A 21379-nucleotide genomic window follows, 5' to 3' on the forward strand; every position below is an offset into this window, starting at 1 on the left:
GTAGTAGTCCGCTACTGCTGCTGGCAGCGAGGAATTCCACGTCCTCCCCAGCCGATTCGTTCACTCGCTTCGCTCACGGTTCCCAGAGGTCACCGTTCGCTTTCGAGGGGTTCACTGCGTTCACCCCTCGCACCGCTCGTTCGCTCATCCCTCGCGCACGGTCGTCGGCCAGCCTCGCTTTGCTCGGCTGACCGACAGCGCGCGCCACTGTATGCCGGTTTTGCGGTTCGAAATACTACGCGGAAAGATGCGACACTCCGGTCTCGGTGACCCTCTCGAGTGCAAACGGGCTATTCGCTGGTCTCTCGATCTAGCAGTAAAAACGCGGAATCGATCGGCGACGCGGTTCGGTACCCGGCGTTTCCGTCGTCCGATTACTTCGTCGCTTCTTCGAGGACTAGCGTGTCGTCCTCGAGGTAGTGCTCGAAGTGGTGGCCGTCTTCCTCGAGGTGGACGAGGATCTCGCGGAGGATCTCGCCCGTGGCGGGGTCGCCGAGGTTCTCGGCGAGTTCGATGCTGCCGCGCATCGATTCGATGATGTCGCCGTACATCTCGAGGTCGTTCTCGAACATCGTGCGGGCGTCGTAGACGTCCTCACCCTCGAACTCGACGGTGGCGCGGTCCTCGAGGTTGCGAGGGCCCGAGACGGGGACGCCGCCCAGCGCTTGGGCGCGCTCGGCGATCTCGTCGGCACCCTCTTCGACGTGCTCGTAAGCCTCTTCGAGGAACTCGTGAAGCGGGAGGAACTCGGCGCCCTCGACGACCCAGTGGTGCTTCTTGAGCTGGTGGTAGAGGACGTACGAGTTCGCGAGCTCCGTGTTCAGCGCGTCGACGATCTGCTCGGCCTTCTCCTGGTCGAGGCGAAGCTCGTTCCCCTCGACACTGTCAGCCGACTGGCGAACGGTCTCTTGAGTGCTCATTGTATTCGAACAAACGCGCGCATTCCACTTAAGGATTCCCCATGCAAGAACATTTTTTCTGTAATCGGAAATCGCAGTTCTCAATAGACGTCCTAGATTTTGGTCTGCCTAACAATCGACCCATCACCGAACGAGGTCATCAATACTTGCGTTATTTTTTCAACCGTGAGTAAACTCTTTCAGTGTGGGGCTCTAAGAGACGGGTATGGCAACGAGAGCCGCACAGCGGAGAGAGCGACTGTACGTCGACGGTGAGTGGCTCGAGACCGAAAACGCGATCCCGGTCTCGGATCTCGCCGACGGAGGCACCTTCGCGCAGGTGACCGCTGCGGATCCGGCTGCGGCCCACGCCGCCCTCGAGGCCGCCCACGAGATCAAGCCGCGCATGCGCGAGACGACCGTCGTCGAGCGCGCGAAGTGGTGCGAAGCGATCGCCGAGGGGCTGCGCGAGCGCGAGGAGGAACTCGCGGAGGTCATCGTCCGCGAGGCCGGGAAACCGATCTCCTCGGCTCGCGGCGAGGTCGGGCAGGCCGCCGAGCGATTCGACCGCGCGGCCGAGGAGGCTCGCAACGTCGTCAGCCAGGGCGAGTACCGCGAGGGCTCGACCGAGGGCCACGAGGGCTGGCAGGCGATCGTCAAACACGAGCCGATCGGCGCGGTGCTGTGTATCACGCCGTACAACTATCCGTTGGCGACGACAGCATTACAAGTCGCCCCTGCACTCGCCGCCGGTAACAGCGTCCTGCTCAAGCCCGCCAGCAAGACGCCCATCTCGGCGGCGATCCTCGCCGACGTCATCAGCGAGGTCGACGGGATTCCGGACGGCGCATTCAACTTCGTCCCGGGCGAGGCCAGCGAGATCGGCGACGTTCTCTCCGGCGACGACCGCGTCAACGCCATCGCGATGACCGGCTCCTCGGGGGCCGGCAAACACGTCGCCCGCGAGAGCGGCATGGTCAACCTGCACATGGAACTGGGCGGCAACGCCCCGGCGATCGTCTTCGAGGACGCCGACCTCACCGACGTCGCGGGCAACTGCGCCAAGGGCTCGTTCAAGTACGCCGGCCAGCGCTGCTCGGCCGTCTCGCGCGTGCTCGCCCACGAGTCGGTCCACGACGAGCTCGTCGAGCTGATCGACGGCCAGATGGACGCCTGGACCGCCGGCGACCTCTTCGAGGAGGACACCGCCTTCGGCCCGCTCATCAGCGAAGAGCAGGCCGACTGGGTCACAGAACTGGTCGAGGACGCCGTCGACAAGGGCGCGGAGATCGTCCGCGGCGGGAGTCGCCGCGCCCCCGAGGGCGTGCCGGACGAACTCGCCGACCAGTTCTTCGAACCGACGCTGCTGGCGAACGTTCCCCACGACGCCCGCATCGTCGACGAAGAGCAGTTCGGCCCCATCGCCGCGGTCACCACCTTCAGCGACGAGGAAGAGGCCATCGAGATCGCCAACAGCTCCGATCTGGCGCTCGACGCGGCCGTCTTCACGAGCGACCACAAGCGTGCGATGAACGTCGCGAACCGCGTCGACGCCGGCGCGGTCCGGATCAACGGCGCGCCGAGCCACGGGCTGGGCGACATCCCCTTCGGCGGCAACAAGGACTCCGGCATCGGCCGCGAGGGTCTCGACGCCTCGATCCACGAGATGATGCGCGAGAAGAGCATCATCCTGTAAGGCGAACACCGATCTCTCTACGCTTTCTCTCGTTTCGACCGGCCGCTCGAGAGCGATAGCGCCGGCGCCGCTGCCAGCGTCGCGCCGCCGCCGATCCGCCAGCGCTCGGTATCCATAAACCACCGGCCGACTGATACGCAGACATGACTCGCGACGTACTCGTCGCCGGCGAGACGCTGATCGACTTCCTCCCCGAGCGACCGGGACCGCTCGAGGACGTCTCCGGCTTCGACCGCCGCCCCGGCGGCGCGCCGGCCAACGTCGCCGTCGGCCTCGCGCGACTCGAGGCGCCGCCGCTGTTCTGGACCCGCGTCGGCGCGGACCCGTTCGGGCGGTACCTCGAGACCGTCCTCGAAGACGCCGACCTCCCGGACCGATNCCGATTCGTCGAGCGCGACCCCGACGCGAAGACGACGCTCGCGTTCGTCACCCATGACGAGACCGGCGACCGCGAGTTCACGTTCTACCGCGAGGACACCGCCGATACGCGGCTCGAGCCCGGCCGGATCGACGACGCGACGCTCGAGGCTCTCGAGTGGGTCCACGCGGGCGGGGTCACCCTCGCCAGCGATCCGGCCCGAGAGGCGACGATCGATCTGCTCGAGCGGGCCGCCGCCGCGGACTGTACGACCTCGTTCGATCCGAACTTCAGACCCGAACTGTGGCCCGATCGAGAGGCGTTCGCCCGTGTCGGTCGCGAGGCGCTGGCCCACGTCGACGTCTGCAAGGCGACGGTCGGCGAACTCGAGCGGCTGGGGTACGCGGGCGACGGTGCGGCCGACGCTTCCGATGCCGAATCGAAGCCCGAAGCGATCGCACGAGCGGTGCTCGAAGACGGCGCTCCCGGTGAGGGCCCGCATACCGTCTTCGTCACGCGAGGCAGCGAGGGCGCCGTCGCGGCCGCGTCGGAACGCGCGCCGTGGCCCGATGAATCCGCGGCGGCCGAGTCGAACGCGCGCGTCGCGAGCCATCTTGGATTCGACGTCGACGTGGTCGACACGACGGGCGCGGGCGACGCGTTCGTCGCCGGCGTCATCGCCGCGCTTCGAGACGGGCGCTCCCTCGAGGAGGCGCTGCGGTTCGCGGGCGCGGTCGCCGCGACGGCGACGACCGACGCGGGGGCGATGGCGGCCCTGCCGACCCGCGGCGCGGTCGAGGCGCTGCTCGAGGACGGTCCGAGGTCGTGACGTAATCGCCGATTACGGGCGTCGAGGGAAATCCACACGGTGGCTGCAAGCCGACGGCATAACGCCGTCGAGCACCCGTATGCGCGTATGTCTACGGATCTTCGGGACGGCCTCTCCTTCGGGAAGACGGTCGTCGGCGGTATTCAGGAGAAGAACGTACCGTTTATGGCCGCGAGCATCGCTTATCAGGCGTTCATCTCGCTGCTGCCGCTGCTCGTGCTCATCTTCTTCCTCGTCACGTTCGTGGGCGGCGACGCGTTCGCCGAGCAGGTCTCGACCGCGACGGAGGGCTTTCTCCCCGATAGCGGTCAGTTGTTGATCGAGAACGCGATCGAGGACTCGCCGGCGTCGGCCGGCTCGACGATCGTCGGCCTCGTCGTGTTGCTGTGGGGGTCGCTGAAGATATTCCGCGGGCTCGACACGGCGTTTTCTGAGATCTACGGGACGACCAACGAGAACTCGTTTTTCGACCAGATCCACGACGCGCTAATCGTCTTCGGCGTCATCGGCGGCGCGCTCATCTTCGCCGCCGTCGCGACCGCGATCGTCGCGTTCCTGCCGGAGATCCCCTTCCTCGGCGTCGCACAGTCTATCCTGCTGTTCGCCGTCCTCGCGATCGCGTTCTTCCCGATGTACTACTACTTCCCCGACGTCGGCTCCTCGAAGCGACAGGTGGTCCCCGGCGTCGTCGTCGCGGCCCTCGGCTGGACGCTACTCCAGTCGCTGTTCCGGGTGTACGTCTCCTTCGCCTCCAGTTCGGAGTCGGCGGGCCCCCTCGGCGCTATCCTCCTGCTGTTGACGTGGCTCTACTTCGGAGGGATGATCCTGCTGGTGGGCGCCGTCGTCAACGCGGTCGGCCTGGGCTACCTCGAGCCCGGAGCCGACGCGGAGGAGACGGACGACGAGACCGTCGACCTCGAGGAGGGGTCGATCGCCGCGACCGACCGCGACCCGTTCGTCGACGACGATGCTCGAGAACGCGAGGAACTCGCCGCTCGGGTCGAGACCCTCCGGCGCGAACGCGACCAGTTACGAAACGATCTGGAGACCCAGCGCGAGCGCCGCTACCGGCTCGAGGACCGCGTGGACGACCTCGAGGCGAACGCGGAGCGACTGGAGACCGCGGTCGATGATCTCGAGGCCGAGAACGAGCGGCTGCGACGCGAACTCGAGGAGCGACGAGAGACGGAGCCGGCGTGGCGGCGCGGGGCCCGAACGGTGCTGCGCCACGTCCGGACGCTGAACGTCGGCACGGTCGAACGACGGAAGTAGCGGCGGACCGCCGTCCCGTCACTCCAGTTTGCGCTCGCTTCGTTCGACGGGAGAGTCGAGACATCTTAGTGATTCCCGCTGTCACTCACACTCGTGTCGCATCCGGTTCGAGACGCGCGCCGTCGGATCCAGACCGAACACGCCCCGGTCGTCGAGGCGGTCCAGGACTGCGCCGACCGGATCGCCGAACCCTGGGATACGTCGCGGACCACCGATCGGAACACCGTCACCGGCGGTCTCCGTTCGGAACTCGAGGCGTCCGGGCTGTTCGAGCGACTGCCGCAGGTACTGGCCGACGTCGTCGCGGCGACGGGCTACGAGCTGTCGGCCCGGCCGGTCGCCGGGCCGCCGTACGTCGTCGTCACGAGCCGTGGCCCCGTCCTTCGGGCGACGATCGGTCCCGGACGCCTGGTGATCCGCTTCGACGTGTTCGACGTCGTCCGCGACGCCGAACCGGGCCAGCCGCCGGCGTACCGACGCCACAACGGAGTCAAACTCGGCGTCTCGCTCGAATGAGCGCGCCGCTTCTCGCGGCTTCAGTTCTCGTCTCTCCGCGCTGCCGAAATTCGCTCGCCGCCAAGTTAGTAACAACTCCCCCTATGGCTACCTCGAGTTAATAATACACTTGGTTTAGATAATAACGCTTTTATTCGGCGGGGCGTATTTTCGGGTATGAACCGAACACGGCGGTCGCTGCTGGGGGCGGGTGGGAGCCTCCTCGCCGCGAGCGCGTTTGCCGGCTGTCTCGACGATCTGGACCTCGCGGAACGGGAGTACGACACGGGGTACGCCGCCCTGTTTAGCCTGTGGGACTGGGCCGAGCAGGTCAGCGGCGAGACGATGGATTTCGAGAACCCGGTGGGAACCGGCGAGTCGGGCCACGGCTGGAGTCCGCCGGGAGACCTCACCCGCGACGTCGCCAACGCGGGCGTCTTCGTCTATCTCGACACGCCCGAGTTCTCGTGGGCACAGGATATCGCGTCGACGCTCGAGGCGGACTACGACGACGTGATCGTCGTCGACGGCTTCGCGGGACTCGACGATCAGTTGCTCGAGTGGGGCCACGAGACGGGATCCGACGGGCACGATCACGGGAACAATACTGAGACGCACGAAGACGGCGACCACGAGCACGAAGACGGGAACCACAGCGAGAACGACGGCCACGAGCACGAAGACGACGGTCACGATCACGACCACGATCGCTCCTCGTTCGATCCCCACGCCTGGCTCGATCCCGTCCTCGCACAGGACATCCTCGAGAATATCGTCAACGGCTTAGTCGAGGCTCATCCCGACGAGGAGGAGACGTTTCGGACCAACGCCGACGAGTACGTCGGCGTCCTCGAGGACGTCGACCAGCAGTTCGAAGCGCTCATCGAGGACGCGGACCGCCGGACCGCCGTCTTCGCCGGCCACGATTCCTTCACCTACCTCGAGGACCGGTACGGATTCGAACTGCACACGCCCGTCGGCGTCTCCCCGAACGAGGAGCCGAGCCAGGGTGAGATTTCGGAGACCATCGAGCACATCGACGACAACGGGATCGACACGATCCTCTACGACGCCTTCGACGCCCCCGAAGGCCAACACCCGCCCCTCGTCGGGACGCTCCTCGACGGCAGCGACGCGACCGACGCGAGGCCCCTCGCGACCGCCTCGGGAACCCTCGCCTCGTGGGAGGAAAAGGGCTGGGGATACCGCGAGCAAATGGAAGAGATAAACATCCCCGCGTTCAGAGAAGCACTAGACGCACAGTGACCGTCGTCGATCTCCAGAACGTGACGTTCGCCTACGGCGACCAGCCCGCGGTCCGCGACGTCTCCCTGACCGTCGAGGAAGGCGACTTCCTCGGGCTCATCGGCCCGAACGGCTCCGGGAAGACGACGCTCCTCCACCTCATGCTCGGTCTGCACGAGGCCGACAGCGGCCGGGTCGAACTCTTCGGTGAACCGGTCGACGCCTTCGACGAGGGCGAGCGGATCGGCTACGTCTCCCAGCAGGCGACCAGCGGCGGCGGAACGATGCCGGTCACCGTCCGCGAGGCCGTGACCATGGGTCGGTTCGCCCACGTCGGCCACGGCCGGATTCGGGAGGAAGACCGCGAAATCGTCGCCGACGCCATCGAGACGGTCGGCATCGAGGACCTTGCCGATCGACAGGTCAACCAGCTCTCGGGCGGCCAGCGACAGCGCGCCTACATCGCGCGGGCGCTGGCCTCCGAGGCGGATCTGCTGGCGCTGGACGAGCCGACCGTCGGGGTCGACGCCGAGTCCCGCGACGCCTTCTACCAGCTGCTCGAGTCGCTCAACGACGACGGGATCACGATCATCCTGATCGAGCACGACATCGGCGTCGTCACGGACCGCGCGAACCGAATCGCCTGTATCAACACGGAACTGTACCACCACGGCGACACCGAGTCGTTCGTCGAGAGCGACGCGCTCACCGAGGCCTACGGGGCGACGGGGCAGGTCGTCCACCACCACCATTGAGACGCTGATATCGAGAGACTGAGATACGAGCTATGCACCGCGAGACGAGACTTCGGCTGGAACTGATCGGAATCGGCGCGACGGGACTGCTGGCGGCGGTTATGATCGGCTTTCTCGCCCTCGACTATCTGCAGGACTACGCCGTCGCGGGAGCGCTGTACGAACAGTATCGCATCGCCGGACGGCTGTTGGACTACGTCCTCGGGACGAACGTCTTCAGGCACCCGTTCATGTGGCGCTCGATCGCGACGGGGATCCTGATCGGGATCGTCGCGCCGCTCGTGGGGACGTACCTCGTCCACCGCGAGATGGCGCTGATCGGCGAGACGCTCGCCCACACGGCCTTCGCCGGCGTCGCGATCGGGCTGCTGTTCAGCGCCACGACGGATCTGGGCGTCTCGCTGCTGCTGGCGGCGCTGGTCGTCGGCATCCTCGGCGCGCTCGGCGTCCAGTGGCTGACCGAACACACTGACACCTACGGCGACGTGCCGATCGCGATCATGCTGACCGGCAGCTTCGCCGTCGGGACGCTCATCATCAGCTACGGTCGGGGCATGACCGGGATCAACGTCGAGGACTACCTCTTCGGGAGCATCTCCGTCGTCACGCCCGGCGGCGCGCGGCTGATGGCGGTGCTCTCGGTCCTCGTCGTCGCCGTCGTCATCGCGACCTACAAGCAGCTCCTGTTCATCACGTTCGACGAGCAGGCCGCCCGGGTCGCCCGGCTCAACGTCACCTGGTACAACACCCTGCTGATCGTCATGACGGCCGTGGTCGTCGTCGGCGCGATGCAGATCCTCGGCGTCATCCTCGTCGCCGCGATGCTCGTCATCCCGGTCGCGGCCGCCACGCAGATCGCCCACAGCTTCCGCGAGACGCTGTTCTGCTCGATCCTGTTCGGGCAGGTGTCGATCCTCGGCGGCTTCGCCGTCTCGATCGGCGGCAGTCTGCCGACCGGCGGCTCGATCGTCGTCGTCGCCATCGCCTGTTACCTGCTCGCGATCGCCGCTTCGAGTCGGTCGACGACGGCGATTTCGACGCACTGATCGAGCGCGACGTCGGGCGCGAGCGATCGTTGCCACGCGGCGGGAACAGGCCCTACCCTTAACACGCCGCTGGGCGAAGCCTCGAGCGATGGGACGGTTAGCCGAACTTTTCGACCCCGAGACCGTCGCCGTGGTCGGCGCGACCGACCGCGAGGGCGCCGTCGGCCGCGCGATCACCGCGAACCTGCGAGACCGGTTCGACGGCGAGGTCGTGCCGATCAACCCCGGCCGCGACGAGGTGCTCGGGCTCGAGTGCTATTCGGACGTGTCGAGCGCGCCGCCGATCGATCTGGCGGTAGTCGTCGTACCGCCCGACGCGGTGATCGACGCCTTGCGCGATCTCGGCGAGGCCGGGACGCGAAACGTCGTCGTCATCACCGCCGGCTTCTCGGAGACCGGCGGCGAGGGGGCCGACCGCGAGCGACAGTTGCGCGAGGTCGCCGACGAGTACGACCTCAACGTCGTCGGCCCCAATAGCCTCGGGGTGATGGCCACGCCGAGCGGCATGAACGCCACGTTCGGCCCCGAGCACGCCCTCGAAGGCTCGATCTCCTTTATGAGCCAGTCGGGCGCGTTCATCACCGCCGTCTTGGACTGGGCCAACGAGCAGGGGATCGGCTTTCAGGACGTCGTCTCGCTCGGGAACAAGGCCGTGCTCGACGAGACGGACTTCGTCCGCGAGTGGGGCGACGACCCAGATACCGACGTCATCATCGGCTACCTCGAGGACGTCGACGACGGCCAGGGGTTCATCGAGGCCGCCCGCGAGGTGACCGACGACACGCCGATCGTCCTCGTCAAGTCCGGCCGGACCGACGCGGGCGCGCAGGCCGCCTCCTCGCACACGGGCGCGATCGCCGGCAGCGAGCGGGCCTACGAGGCGGGTCTCGAGCAGGCCGGCGTCCTCCGCGCCCGCTCGGTCCAAGAGCTGTTCGACTACGCGCGAGCGCTCGCGGGACTGCCCGAACCCGAATCGGACGGCGTCGCCGTCGTCACCAATGCGGGCGGTCCCGGCGTGCTGACGACCGACGCCGTCGGCGACTCGACCCTCGAGATGGCCGGCTTCACCGACGAGACGATCGATCGACTCGCCGCGGCGATGCCCGACGAGGCCAACGTTTACAACCCGATCGACGCCATCGGAGACGCCGACGTCGACCGGTTCGGCGAGGCCGTAGAGATCGCCCTCGAGGACCCCAACGTCGGCAGCGCGGTCGTCGTCGCGGCGCCGACCGCCGTCCTCTCCTACGACGAGCTGGCGGAGACGGTGATCGACAAGCTCGAGGAACACGACACGCCCGTCGTCACCTGCCTGATGGGCGGCCAGCGGGCCCGCGAGGCCGAGGAGACGCTGCGCGAGTCGGGAATCCCGAACTACTTCGATCCCTCGCGGGCGGTCTCCGGGCTGGACGCTCTCGCCCGGTTTCGGGACATCCGCGAGCGGACCGTCGACGAGCCCGAGCGGTTCGACGTCGACCGCGAGCGCGCCCGCGAGATCCTCGCCCGCGCCGAGCGCAGCGACGACAACCGGCTGGGCGTCGAGTCGATGGAACTGCTCGAGGCCTACGGGATCCCGACCCCCGGCGGCGAGATCGTCGACGATCCCGACCGAGCGCGCGAGGTGGCCGAGTCCATCGAGGACGACGTCGTGATGAAGATCGTCAGCCCAGACATCTCCCACAAGTCCGACATCGGCGGCGTCAAGGTCGGCGTCCCCGACGACGAGGTCTACGACGCCTACGAGGACCTCGTCGCTCGCGCGCGCAACTACCAGCCCGACGCGACGATCCTCGGCGTGCAGGTCCAGGAGATGCTGGACCTCGAGACCGCCACCGAGACCATCGTCGGGATGAACCGCGATCCGCAGTTCGGCCCGCTGTTGCTGTTCGGCCTCGGCGGTATCTTCGTCGAGATCCTAGAGGACACGTCGGTCCGCGTCGCCCCGGTCGGCGAGGGCGAAGCCCGCGACATGATTGACGAGATTCAGGCCGCGCCGCTGTTGCGCGGCGCCCGCGGGCGCGAGCCGGCCGACGTTGAGGGCGTCGTCGAGACGATCCAGCGGCTCTCGCAGCTGGTGACCGACTTCCCGTCGATCCTCGAACTCGACGTCAACCCGCTCGTGGCGGGCCCCGACGGCGTAGAAGCGATCGATCTCAGACTCACCGTCGATCCGGACGAACTCCCGGACGAGACGGACACGGAGGACGAATACGTATGAGCGACACTGACCCCACCACCGACACCACTCCCGACGACACCGAGACGACCGACGGTCGGCAGCCCGACGACCAGCAGGGCGACCGACGGTCGACCGACACCGCCACGACTGCGAGTGACACTGAGACGATCCTCGTCAGTTCGCTCGCGGAGAGCACCGGCAAGACGGCGATCACGCTGGCGCTGGCCCGGCTCGCGGCCGAGGAAGGCGACAGCGTCGGCTACATGAAACCGAAGGGCACCCGACTCGAGAGCAACGTCGGGAAGACCCTGGACGAGGATCCGCTGCTCGCCCGCGAACTGCTCGACCTCGAGGCCGAGATGCACGATCTGGAGCCCGTCGTCTACTCGCCGACGTTCGTCGAGCAGGCGATCCGCGGCCGCGAGGACTCCGACGAGGTCCGCGAGCGCGTGGTCGAGGCCTTCGAGACGCTCGCCGACGGCCGAGACCGCATGTTCGTCGAGGGCGGCGGTGAGTACGACGTGGGCGGTATCGTCGACCTCACCGACGCCGACGTGGCGGAACTTCTGGACGCCCGCGTCGTCCTCGTCGCTTCCCACGAGGTTCCGGGCGATATCGACGACGTGCTCGCCGCGGCCGACGCCTTCGGCGACCGGCTCGCCGGCGTCATCTACAACGACGTCGCGGACGCCGTCTACGACACGCTCGAGACCGACGTCGTCGCCGCGCTCGAGGAGCGCGGGATTCCGGTCTTCGGCGTGCTCCCCAGCGAGCGGACGCTCTCGGGGGTCACCGTCGGCGAACTNCGCCGTCTACGACACGCTCGAGACCGACGTCGTCGCCGCGCTCGAGGAGCGCGGGATTCCGGTCTTCGGCGTGCTCCCCAGCGAGCGGACGCTCTCGGGGGTCACCGTCGGCGAACTGGCCGAAGAGCTCGGCGCCTCGATGCTCGTCGAGGACGGACGAGACGCCTACGTCGAGCGGTTCAGCGTCGGCGCGATGGGCGCCGACAGCGCCCTGCGTCACTTCCGCCGGACGAAAGACGCCGCCGTGATCACCGGCGGCGACCGCGCCGAGATCCACACGGCCGCCCTCGAGGCGCCGGGCGTGCGCTGTCTCATTCTGACCGGCGGCCACCGCCCGTCTGGCGCGATCATCGGTCAGGCCGCCGAGAAGGGGATGCCGATCCTCTCGGTACAGACGGACACGCTGACGACCGTCGAGCGTGCCGAGGACGTCGTCCGAAGCGGCCGCACGCGCGACGAGGAAACCGTCGACCGGATGGCGGAACTACTGACCGACCACGCGGCGGTCGACTCGATCCTCGACTGGTCTCGCTAGGCGCTCGAGTCACGGTCGGCCGTCGATCATATCACACGGGACCGTTCACGGCTGGCGTCGGATCACCGAGAATTGAATCATCCGAATGAGGGGGAAGAGCCGTCTCTGCCGCGGTCTCGTCCCGAACTGATTCGGCATGAGTCCGATCGTTCTCGGGACGCGATTCACAGATTCGTACTAACGATTGTGGGGAATCTCAGTCGAACCAAATCGTATTGGGGAACCGCTTATCCCTCGTAACGACATTCGTTCAGTACAGAACAACCACCGATACCGCCGAAGCAGCGTTTCGCCGTTTCGGTCATCTGCTACCGCGGAGAGCGGTAGTCCGCAATCTCTTCTATTGCTAGCATATATTTTAATTAGATCAATCTATGATAACATTTTGCACCGGATCCATAAACAGAAGGTTTACATAGAGATAGTTTTCTTCTGAGAACGTACGATATGATGCCCAAAACAGATCGCCGCTCCTCCACGGGCATGCCCTCCGACGACTCCCAGTCTGACGATCCCCCGTGCGACGAGTCCGAAGCGCTCTCGCCGGACGAGATCTTTCACATCCTGCAAACGAACCGCAGACGCGACACGATCGCCTATCTTCTGGATCGGGAGGGACCGATCAAGATGAGCGATATCGCCGAACACGTCGCGGCGAAAGAACACGAGACGACCGTCAAAGAGCTCACGTCGAAACAACGTCAGCGCGTGTACATCCCGCTGTATCAGTCCCACCTCCCGAAGCTCGATACGAAGGGAATCATCGACTACAACAAGCCCCGCGGCATCGTCCGGCCGACCGAACGCCTCGAGATCTTCCGACCGTATCTCGAGGCCGTCGAATCGGACCCGTCTCCGACGCAGTCGGACACCGACGCCAACGCCAATACTGACGCCGGCGACGGTCTCACCAGCCAATTGGTAAACGACTCCCGCGCGATGTTCGTCGGGGCGAGCGTCAGCCTACTCGCGGCCTCCGTGAGCGGATTCCTCGTGATTCCCGAACTGACGCTCGCGGCCACTATCGGGCTCCTGTTCGTCCTGATGACGATCAAGACGAACCTGGCCGATTCCGCCGCGACGAACCGCTCTGACGACAGGCGGCTGTCGTAATGACACGCGCTCGAGCGAGCCGCTCGAATCGACGCGCAACCGGGCCTCGACCCCACACGGGGTCTCGGCCGCGGAACGTCTGACCAAGAATTAAGAGTCCACCCTGCATGTGCCCAGACATGGACGACACTCCCCAGGAAATCACCTCGCTTGTCGGACGAGAGGTCTACTCGAACAACGGCGTCTTCGTCGGCGAAGTCGAAGACCTGCGGCTGAACGTCGACGGACAGACCATCACCGGCCTCGCGCTCGGCAACCTCAACTCCGAACTGTTCACCGACGCCACCCGCAGCGGGCAGGGCGTCATCGTTCCCTACCGCTGGGTTCGTGCCGTCGGCGACGTGATCCTGATCAACGACGTCGTCGAACGCGTCCGCCAGCCCGACGAGGAAGAGGAAGAGCTCATCGCATAACCGGCTCTCGCGCGGGAGCACCGATTCTGTTTCGCGCTCGCAGAGCGGTCCGTCTCTCGGTTCCGCTCGTTCCCTCGGTTCTTCTTATCGAATCGCCGTCCTGCGTCCAACTCGAGTCGAGTAACCGGCGGCGGCTAGTCGAGGAGAGACGATACCGTCTCAGATCGCACTGAACGGTGTCAGTTCGATCCCGTACGAAACCAAAACCGAAACTCGCCCACTCGACCTCGAGATCGAGATCGAGAGCCGACCGTCAGTTCCCGTTCGAGCCCTCGCTGCCGCCGCCCTCGACGCCCATCGCGTCGAACAGCGTCCGCTTGACCGCTTCCTCGGTCAGGTCGAGCAGCGTGTCGCGGGTGTCGTCGGAGATCTCGATCCCGGTGAAGATGCCCAGCGGGATCTCCGCGCTGGCCTGCGTCGAGTGGCCCGCCGTCTCGCCCATCTCGCCGTAGGCGTCCTCGAGCACCTTGCCGATGTTGATGCGGATGTCCTTCGAGCGGCCGGCGAGGAAGATGGTCTCGTCGGCGATGCCGAAGACGGCGGTGGTGGTGACGCCCTCCAGATTGAGGAGGTGGCTCGCGGCCTGCGTGAGCGCCTCGCGGTCGCGGACGAAGCCGGCGTTGGAGACGAGGTGGCTCCCCTGGACGTCGCGGTTGGTGATCGCCTCCGCGAGGACGTCCAGCGTTTCGGGGGACATCGACGGCGACTCCACCTGCTCTAAGGTGTCGTGGTTCGCGAACGGGTAGAGGTAGGCGGCCGCGGTGAGGTCGGCGGGGGTAGTGTCGCGTTTGAAATCCAGAGTCTCCGCGCGGATGCCGTAGAGGAGCGCCGTCGCGACCTCCTCGGAGACGTTCATATCGAACTCCTGGATGTACTTCGTCATGATCGTCGACGTCGAGGACATGTTCGGCCGGATGTCGACGAACTCGGGTTCGAACTCCTCTTCCGGCTCGTGGTGGTCGATGACGACGTCGACGGGCAGATCCATCTCGCCGGAGGTCGCGTGGTCGACCAAGGCGACGGTGTCGTAGACCGCGTGGTCCTCGATCTCGTCCCACTGGACGAGGTCGATCCCCAGCAGGTTGACGAACGCTCTGTTCTCCTGGTGGCCGACGTCGCCCAAGTAGATGATGTCCGACTCGATCCCGAGGTGGCTCGCGATCGCCTGCAGGGCCGCCGCCGACGCGATCGAGTCCGGGTCGGGGCTGTCCTGGGTGACGATCGCCAGCCGCGTCGAGGTCTCCTCTAACAGCTGGGCGAGCTTCCCCGCGTTGTACTCGAGTTCGCCCGACTCGAGGGCGCGAAGTGCTGACTCGGCGATCACCGAAGAAGGGTTGATGACGATGTCGGCGCCGAGTTCCTCGAGTTCGTCCCCGGAGACGGGGTCGCTCGCGCGGGCGACGACGAACTGGGTGTCGTCGATCTCGCGGATGTGCTCGACGGCGCGTTTGTTCGATTCGACGTCCGAGGCGAGGATGAGGACGACGTCCCGGTCGGCGACGAGATCGGCGGCTTCTGGCTCGCGAATGTCGGCGGTGCGGGCGTCTAAGTCCTGGTCGCGCAGCGATTCGACGCGGCTCTCGTCGCGATCGACGATGAGGACGTCCTTCCCCTGCTCGACGAGTTCTTCCGCGACCGCGTAGCCGACGCTTCCACAGCCGAGGATCGCGTAGTCAGAGATCGACGAGATCGTAACCCCCGTACTCATTACATCTGTGGTCGGAGCGACCACACTTAACGCTCCCGAAGATCCTTATTCCCCGCGGTCGCGGGATTTAGCGGACTCGAGGGCGGTCTCGCGATGTGTGTTTGTCCCTGCCACGACGCAATCCAAAGGAAACGTATTTTAACGGCCGACGAAAAGTCGTAGGTACAGGGCCGGTAGCTCAGTCCGGCAGAGCGTCTGACTCTTAATCAGACGGTCGCGTGTTCAAATCGCGCCCGGCCCGCTTCTGCTCTTACGCTTTCAGAGTACAGAGTGATCGCTAGCAGGCGTAGGGTTGAGTTCGCGCTGGCGAACGTTCTGCGAATCGTCGCGCAACGGAACGTTTGTCGGGAGAGAGTCGTCTTCCGATTCAATGGAGTCTGTGTTAAAACTGTGAGCGCCGTCACACGGTCGCGCGCCGTCTTGGATTATCGGCGCGTCACCGCGTATCTCCGGGTCCGACGACTCGCCCGCAGTTCGGCCCGGACGACAGGAGTGTCCGCAATTCTTCTTCCGTATTACTACTCAGATTGCCTGCAGCACCCGCGTTCCTATGGACCGCGCGACTCATCCGTGACTCAACCAGAGGCGGTCCACCCCGGGTACACCAGAACTGAAGCCGAACTCTGGCAAAAACGGGTGTCACAAGTTGATTGCCTCTCGAGGGCACAGGGAGTCGTTCAGGTTGAATTCCAGTTTCTGACGTAGAGATCAGTTTAGCCTCCGTAACTCGTGTCGAGTCTGTCCTGAAACGGCTGTAGACGACGTTCGAAATGCGCTTTCGGAGATTCTCCAGTAATTTCGGTTAGTGCGTTCACAAATCCGGATAGCGGCGACGTCAAACGTTGAGCAGGGAAACATATTTATCCACAAGAGAAAAACATCAATCTAACTTCGGCTGCGGTCTCATTCCCTTCGTGCACCCGTTCGGGTGTTATTCGCCGGCGGTGATCGGTTCGACCACACCGCGTTTTGGATAGTGAACGCGCTTCGGTTGAGGACCATCCCCGAAGGCATGAGGCTGGAGAGGTGAAATTATGACATCGGAATTCGGCCTCCCCTGTTCGGCGTGTGGCGGTGACCTCCGAGAAGTAACGATCGAGTCCCACGAGCTGGGGACGAACGTTGAAACAGATGCCTCTGTTCTCGTCGCTGAATGTCGAATCTGCGGTGAACGTCACTATCCTGAACGAACGCTCGCTACCGTGAGGGGACACACAGCACAGGGTCGTGAGCGGTTCGCTATCGAAAGAGGTCACAGACACAACCAATTATGAATCACTCTCGGACAAATACCCGAACGAACGAAGCACTCATCGATTTAGAAGGAATTCCCGAAACCGTTCCGGATGGAGCAGCGCTCTGTATCGCAAAACCGGCACCGCTTACTGAATATGCCCTTCCGTTGCACATCACGAACCAATACGCAGACGGGGAAGACTGTCGAATCATTATTACCTCGTCGATCACTGCGGAGGAAACGATTCGACAGGAACAGCAGGTGGTAGCAACAGCAGACCGCCGTCTCGGAATCATCGATACGACTGCTGACGAACACCTCGAAGCCCTCTACCAAGAAAACCCCATTATTTCGATTCCTCGTTCAGGTGACCTGACGCAAGTCACGCTCGCTCTCTGGGATCTCGAAGAATCGTTCTCTAAAACATACCCGAAAACGCACGTAATTCTTCGATCGCTGACGCCGATTCTCAACGACTCGTCTATCGAAGGAGTCCGTAACGTGCTCGAAACCGTAATCGAACACCAGCGGTCCCGTTCCTGTCTTACCGTCTTCAGCGTCGAGTATACGGAGCACAGCGAACCGACGATGGCTGCACTGGAGATCCTCGTTGACGGAGTCGTATGGGTTGAACAAACGGCGAACGACGAACATCAACTCGACTATCATCGAACGCGGAATATAGATTGGTAGAATAGCTATTGATTTTGGGTGATCCGCTTCAAAACGGGATTTTCGTTCCGTTTGTCCGTCCGAAACTTCAGTTCAAATTTCTCAAATTACTCGTCTCGTTCAATTTCGACCGTGGTTACTTTCCTGCCATCAGCAGAGGTTGATTCTACCGAGAGCCATTCAGGGTACTACTGATCGACGAGACTGAACTGCCGTGCCACTGTCGGTCTTGGAGGACTGCTGCGATAAATACGAGTAGCCCCGCACAGCCGGTGCTGTGCGGGGCGTGATGAGAGTATGAGTGGATGGCGGCGAATCTGCTCTCCCAGAGGCTCGCGCACTCCAGTACTCACCGAAACGCAGGCGGGCTTAACGTCCGTGTTCGGGATGGGTACGGGTGGAACNGCTGTGCGGGGCGTGATGATGAAGTATGAGTGGATGGCGGCGAATCGGCTCTCCCAGAGGCTCGCGCACTCCAGTACTCACCGAAACGCAGGCGGGCTTAACTACCGTGTTCGGGATGGGTACGGGTGGAACCCCGCCGCTGTGGCCGCCTCAACGCCGATTCACGGAATCGAACCGCGATCATGCCAATATCGGTGGTGTCTCGACCGTCATGTACGTGTAGTCCAGTTAGCGCCCGGACCCGTTCACCGCGTCACGGATCCAATGCGATTGTAGTTATGAGTGTGTGGCTNGTCTCGACCGTCATGTACGTGTAGTCCAGTTAGCGCCCGGACCCGTTCACCGCGTCACGGATCCAATGCGATTGTAGTTATGAGTGTGTGGCTTGGCCGGTTAGTGCTCGCGGACTCAACACCTCGTTGCCTTGGTGCGTACATCCCGAGTCTATCGAACTCGTCTTCTACGAGTGGCCTCGGTGGTATCTCTTTTCCAAGTGGGTTTCGAGCTTAGATGCGTTCAGCTCTTACCCCGTGGTGCGTCGCTGCCCGGCACGTGCCCTCTCGGNGTGGTATCTCTTTTCCAAGTGGGTTTCGAGCTTAGATGCGTTCAGCTCTTACCCCGTGGTGCGTCGCTGCCCGGCACGTGCCCTCTCGGACAGCCGGTACACGAGTGGCACCCATTCGTAGTTCCTCTCGTACTATACGAACGTTCTTGTCAGATACCGTAACACCCCCAATAGATAGCAGCCGACCTGTCTCACGACGGTCTAAACCCAGCTCACGACCTCCTTTAATAGGCGAACAACCTCACCCTTGCCTGCTTCTGCACAGGCAGGATGGAGGGAACCGACATCGAGGTAGCAAGCCACCCGGTCGATATGTGCTCTTGCGGGTGACGACTCTGTTATCCCTAAGGTAGCTTTTCTGTCAGCAATGGGCCGCATCAAGCAGCCGCATTGGTTCGCTAGACCACGCTTTCGCGTCAGCGTCCGTCGTTGTGCCGGACACTGTCAGACTTCCTTATGCTCTTGCGCTCTTTCCCGCGTCTCCGACGCGGGTGAGGAAATCTTGGGGCGCGCTCGATATCTTTTCAAGCGCGTACCGCCCCAGTCAAACTGCCCGGCTACCAGTGTCCTCCGCCAGGANTGGCTCGGTGGCCCGCTAGCGCGGGTACCTGTGTACCGCCTCCTACCTATGCTGCACAATGGCGACCACGTCTCAGTGACAGCCTGCAGTAAAGCTCTATAGGGTCTTCGCTTCCCCTTGGGGGTCTCCAGACTCCGCACTGGAACGTACAGTTNGTTCACCGGGCCCAACGTTGGGACAGTGGCGCTCTCATTGATCCATTCATGCAAGCCGCTACTGAAGCGGCAAGGTACTACGCTACCTTAAGAGGGTCATAGTTACCCCCGCCGTTAACAGGTCCTTCGTCCCCTTGTACGGGGTGTTCAGATACCTGCACTGGGCAGGATTCAGTGACCGTACGAGTCCTTGCGGATTTGCGGTCACCTATGTTGTTACTAGACAGTTGGAGCGCCCGAGTCACTGCGACCTGCCTCGTTGCGAGGCAGGCATCCCTTATTGCGAACGTACGGGACTAACTTGCCGAATTCCCTAACGTCGGTTGCTCCCGACAGACCTTGGCTTTCGCCGCCACGAGTACCTGTGTCGGATCTCGGTACGGACAGTGTGCTNAACTTGCCGAATTCCCTAACGTCGGTTGCTCCCGACAGACCTTGGCTTTCGCCGCCACGAGTACCTGTGTCGGATCTCGGTACGGACAGTGTGCTTGCCTTTTCACGGGCTCTAGGTTGACCTCTCTTGCGCTATCCAGCCATTCGGTCGCTTCCTGCCATTACGGCTTCCACGAACTTCGACTGTTCGCCCGAGCGAAAACTCGGGAGAGGCGGCCCCAAAGCGTCGGCTTTGAGTGCACACTGGCATANAACTTGCCGAATTCCCTAACGTCGGTTGCTCCCGACAGACCTTGGCTTTCGCCGCCACGAGTACCTGTGTCGGATCTCGGTACGGACAGTGTGCTCACCTTTTCACGGGCTCTAGGTTGACCTCTCTTACGCTATCCAGCCATTCGTTCGCTTCCTGCCATTACGGCTTCCACGAACTTCGACTGTTCGCCCGAGCGAAAACTCGGGAGAGGCGGCCCCAAAGCGTCGGCTTTGAGNATAGGAATATTAACCTATTTCCCTGTTGTCTGCTTCGACTTACGGGCAGACTTAGGACCGGCTAACCCTCAGCTGATCAGCATTGCTGAGGAACCCTTACTCGTTCGGCCGTCGGGGTTCTAACCCGACTAACGCTGCTACTATGACCAGGATTTTCGTTACTGAACGGTCCACACGACTTCTCAGCCGTGCTTCCACCCGAACAGAACGCCAACCTACGGGATCACTCGATCAAGAGTGCCGCTAGGTCTCGGTGGTAGACTTGAGCCCCGATCATTTTGGGCGCCGCAAACCTCGGCCGGTAAGCTGTTACGCTTTTCTTAGAGGGTAGCTGCTTCTAAGCTCACCTCCCGGCTGTCTAGGGCTTGCGACCACCTTCGATCGCACTTAGTCTACACTTGGGGACCTTAACCCAGCTCTGGGTTGTCTCCCTCACGGTACACAGGCTTACCCCGTGCACCGGACTCCCTGCGTCGAACGGCGTTNCACTCCTCTCGGAGTGCGGTCCCCCAATCCGTCGCTCTACCCCACAAACTACCTCGGCAGAGGTGATGCTTCGACATCTTTCGGTTGGAACCAGCTGTTTCCGGATTCGATGGGCCTTTCACCCCTAGACGTAGGTCACGCGAGGGTATTGTAGGACACCAACGCTATCGGGCCTCCACGTGCCTTTCGGCACGCTTCACCCTGCCCACGCCTAGATCATCCGGTTTCGGGTCGTGCCCGTTTGACTCCCCGCGCTTGAACACGGCGGCCCTCGTCGTAAGACTGCGGCCATGTCGGTTTCCCTACGCCTTCCCNGTTTCGGGTCGTGCCCGTTTGACTCCCCGCGCTTGAACACGGCGGCCCTCGTCGTAAGACTGCGGCCATGTCGGTTTCCCTACGCCTTCCCTGATGATCAGGTTAGACTCGTCAAACAGGCACACTCCCTGGTTCGTTTTTCAAAACGTACGACAGAACACCGGCTTCCCGAACGGCTTACTACAGGTTTGCACCTGATTCATTGTGTCCGGGACCTTGTATGCCCTGTCGCTCCATCGCCAACTGATTTCACGCCCTATTGCACCTCCCTTCGTGGNTTGCACCTGATTCATTGTGTCCGGGACCTTGTATGCCCTGTCGCTCCATCGCCAACTGATTTCACGCCCTATTGCACCTCCCTTCGTGGGGTNTTCGGGTCGTGCCCGTTTGACTCCCCGCGCTTGAACACGGCGGCCCTCGTCGTAAGACTGCGGCCATGTCGGTTTCCCTACGCCTTCCCCGATGATCGGGTTAGACTCGTCAAACAGGCACACTCCCTGGTTCGTTTTTCAAAACGTACGACAGAACACCGGCTTCCCGAACGGCTTACTACAGGCTTGCACCTGATTCATTGTGTCCGGGACCTTGTATGCCCTGTCGCTCCATCGCCAACTGATTTCACGCCCTATTGCACCTCCCTTCGTGGGGTGCTTTTCAGCGTTCGCTCACGCTACTTGTTCGCTATCGGTCTTGAGGAGTGTTTAGTCTTCGCGGTCGATGCCCGCGATCTTCA

13 protein-coding genes, 1 tRNA gene, 3 rRNA genes and 2 pseudogenes are annotated in these 21379 nt (G+C 63.5%); 14 read left to right on the forward strand and 5 right to left on the reverse strand.

The features are described from left to right. Positions 1–374: 374 nt before the first annotated feature. Positions 375–920, reverse strand: coding sequence for a DNA starvation/stationary phase protection protein DpsA (gene dpsA, locus C477_RS22530; RefSeq protein ID WP_008896891.1), 546 nt, complete (start codon positions 918–920; stop codon positions 375–377). Between the two features lie 205 nt (positions 921–1125). Here dpsA and C477_RS22535 point away from each other — a divergent pair, with 205 nt between their 5' ends. From C477_RS22535 to C477_RS22590, 12 genes and pseudogenes are all read left to right on the forward strand, one after another. Next, positions 1126–2595, forward strand: a complete 1470-nt coding sequence (locus tag C477_RS22535; RefSeq protein WP_008896892.1) for an aldehyde dehydrogenase family protein — start codon at positions 1126–1128, stop codon at positions 2593–2595. Positions 2596–2738: 143 nt separating this feature from the next. Continuing rightward, positions 2739–3782 carry a carbohydrate kinase family protein gene (locus C477_RS22540; protein WP_008896893.1) on the forward strand — a complete coding sequence of 348 codons (1044 nt, stop codon included), beginning with the start codon at positions 2739–2741 and terminating at the stop codon, positions 3780–3782. An 87-nt stretch (positions 3783–3869) separates the two neighbouring features. Then, positions 3870–5054, forward strand: coding sequence for a YihY/virulence factor BrkB family protein (locus C477_RS22545; protein ID WP_008896894.1), 1185 nt, complete (start codon positions 3870–3872; stop codon positions 5052–5054). 93 nt (positions 5055–5147) lie between these two features. Next, the gene (locus tag C477_RS22550; RefSeq protein WP_008896895.1) at positions 5148–5570 is read left to right on the forward strand and encodes a hypothetical protein; all 423 of its coding nucleotides are present in this window, start codon (positions 5148–5150) and stop codon (positions 5568–5570) included. 156 nt (positions 5571–5726) lie between these two features. Beyond that, the gene (locus C477_RS22555) at positions 5727–6815 is read left to right on the forward strand and encodes a metal ABC transporter substrate-binding protein (RefSeq protein ID WP_008896896.1); all 1089 of its coding nucleotides are present in this window, start codon (positions 5727–5729) and stop codon (positions 6813–6815) included. After that, complete coding sequence (locus tag C477_RS22560; protein WP_008896897.1) at positions 6812–7549, forward strand: metal ABC transporter ATP-binding protein; 738 nt, start codon at positions 6812–6814, stop codon at positions 7547–7549. Before C477_RS22555 ends, C477_RS22560 begins: the two co-directional genes overlap by 4 nt. A gap of 32 nt (positions 7550–7581) precedes the next feature. Further along, on the forward strand, positions 7582–8595 hold the full coding sequence (locus C477_RS22565; RefSeq protein WP_008896898.1) for a metal ABC transporter permease: 1014 nt from the start codon (positions 7582–7584) through the stop codon (positions 8593–8595). An 88-nt stretch (positions 8596–8683) separates the two neighbouring features. Further along, positions 8684–10813, forward strand: coding sequence for an acetate--CoA ligase family protein (locus C477_RS22570; protein WP_008896899.1), 2130 nt, complete (start codon positions 8684–8686; stop codon positions 10811–10813). Then, positions 10810–11575, forward strand: a pseudogene (locus tag C477_RS22575) (AAA family ATPase); the annotation flags it as partial. The gene C477_RS22570 and the pseudogene C477_RS22575, both read left to right, overlap by 4 nt. 6 nt (positions 11576–11581) lie before the next feature. Further along, positions 11582–12115, forward strand: a pseudogene (locus tag C477_RS22580) (DRTGG domain-containing protein); the annotation flags it as partial. A gap of 450 nt (positions 12116–12565) precedes the next feature. Further along, positions 12566–13228 carry a DUF7344 domain-containing protein gene (locus tag C477_RS22585; RefSeq protein ID WP_193366278.1) on the forward strand — a complete coding sequence of 221 codons (663 nt, stop codon included), beginning with the start codon at positions 12566–12568 and terminating at the stop codon, positions 13226–13228. A 119-nt stretch (positions 13229–13347) separates the two neighbouring features. Further along, the gene (locus C477_RS22590; RefSeq protein WP_008896901.1) at positions 13348–13641 is read left to right on the forward strand and encodes a PRC-barrel domain-containing protein; all 294 of its coding nucleotides are present in this window, start codon (positions 13348–13350) and stop codon (positions 13639–13641) included. A gap of 253 nt (positions 13642–13894) precedes the next feature. Here the strand turns inward: C477_RS22590 and C477_RS22595 are convergent, their stop codons facing one another. Beyond that, entirely contained in the window at positions 13895–15349 is a 1455-nt protein-coding gene (locus C477_RS22595) for a DHH family phosphoesterase (protein ID WP_008896902.1), read from the reverse strand. Positions 15350–15516: 167 nt separating this feature from the next. Here C477_RS22595 and C477_RS22600 point away from each other — a divergent pair. Beyond that, a tRNA-Lys gene (locus C477_RS22600) sits at positions 15517–15590 on the forward strand. A 1029-nt stretch (positions 15591–16619) separates the two neighbouring features. After that, positions 16620–17279, forward strand: coding sequence for a DUF7504 family protein (locus C477_RS22605; protein WP_152423384.1), 660 nt, complete (start codon positions 16620–16622; stop codon positions 17277–17279). Positions 17280–17561: 282 nt separating this feature from the next. Here the strand turns inward: C477_RS22605 and rrf (C477_RS22610) are convergent. The 3 genes from rrf (C477_RS22610) to C477_RS22620 all read right to left on the reverse strand — a co-directional run. Beyond that, positions 17562–17681: ribosomal RNA gene (gene rrf / locus C477_RS22610) — 5S ribosomal RNA — on the reverse strand. 13 nt (positions 17682–17694) lie between these two features. Then, positions 17695–17816 (reverse strand): 5S ribosomal RNA (rrf, locus tag C477_RS22615). Positions 17817–18036: 220 nt separating this feature from the next. Next, positions 18037–21379 (reverse strand): 23S ribosomal RNA (locus C477_RS22620); the annotation flags it as partial.

Origin of the sequence: Haloterrigena salina JCM 13891 (assembly GCF_000337495.1) — an archaeon.
Taxonomy (GTDB): Archaea; Halobacteriota; Halobacteria; order Halobacteriales; family Natrialbaceae; genus Haloterrigena; species Haloterrigena salina.

What these genes read in the sequence shown, in the direction of transcription:
- dpsA (WP_008896891.1), bottom strand. Translation starts at nt 920, where the DNA reads ATGAGCACTCAAGAGACCGTTCGCCAGTCGGCTGACAGTGTCGAGGGG.
- C477_RS22535 (WP_008896892.1), top strand. Translation starts at nt 1,126, where the DNA reads ATGGCAACGAGAGCCGCACAGCGGAGAGAGCGACTGTACGTCGACGGT.
- C477_RS22545 (WP_008896894.1), top strand. Translation starts at nt 3,870, where the DNA reads ATGTCTACGGATCTTCGGGACGGCCTCTCCTTCGGGAAGACGGTCGTC.
- C477_RS22555 (WP_008896896.1), top strand. Translation starts at nt 5,727, where the DNA reads ATGAACCGAACACGGCGGTCGCTGCTGGGGGCGGGTGGGAGCCTCCTC.
- C477_RS22565 (WP_008896898.1), top strand. Translation starts at nt 7,582, where the DNA reads ATGCACCGCGAGACGAGACTTCGGCTGGAACTGATCGGAATCGGCGCG.
- C477_RS22570 (WP_008896899.1), top strand. Translation starts at nt 8,684, where the DNA reads ATGGGACGGTTAGCCGAACTTTTCGACCCCGAGACCGTCGCCGTGGTC.
- C477_RS22585 (WP_193366278.1), top strand. Translation starts at nt 12,566, where the DNA reads ATGCCCAAAACAGATCGCCGCTCCTCCACGGGCATGCCCTCCGACGAC.
- C477_RS22590 (WP_008896901.1), top strand. Translation starts at nt 13,348, where the DNA reads ATGGACGACACTCCCCAGGAAATCACCTCGCTTGTCGGACGAGAGGTC.
- C477_RS22595 (WP_008896902.1), bottom strand. Translation starts at nt 15,349, where the DNA reads ATGAGTACGGGGGTTACGATCTCGTCGATCTCTGACTACGCGATCCTC.
- C477_RS22605 (WP_152423384.1), top strand. Translation starts at nt 16,620, where the DNA reads ATGAATCACTCTCGGACAAATACCCGAACGAACGAAGCACTCATCGAT.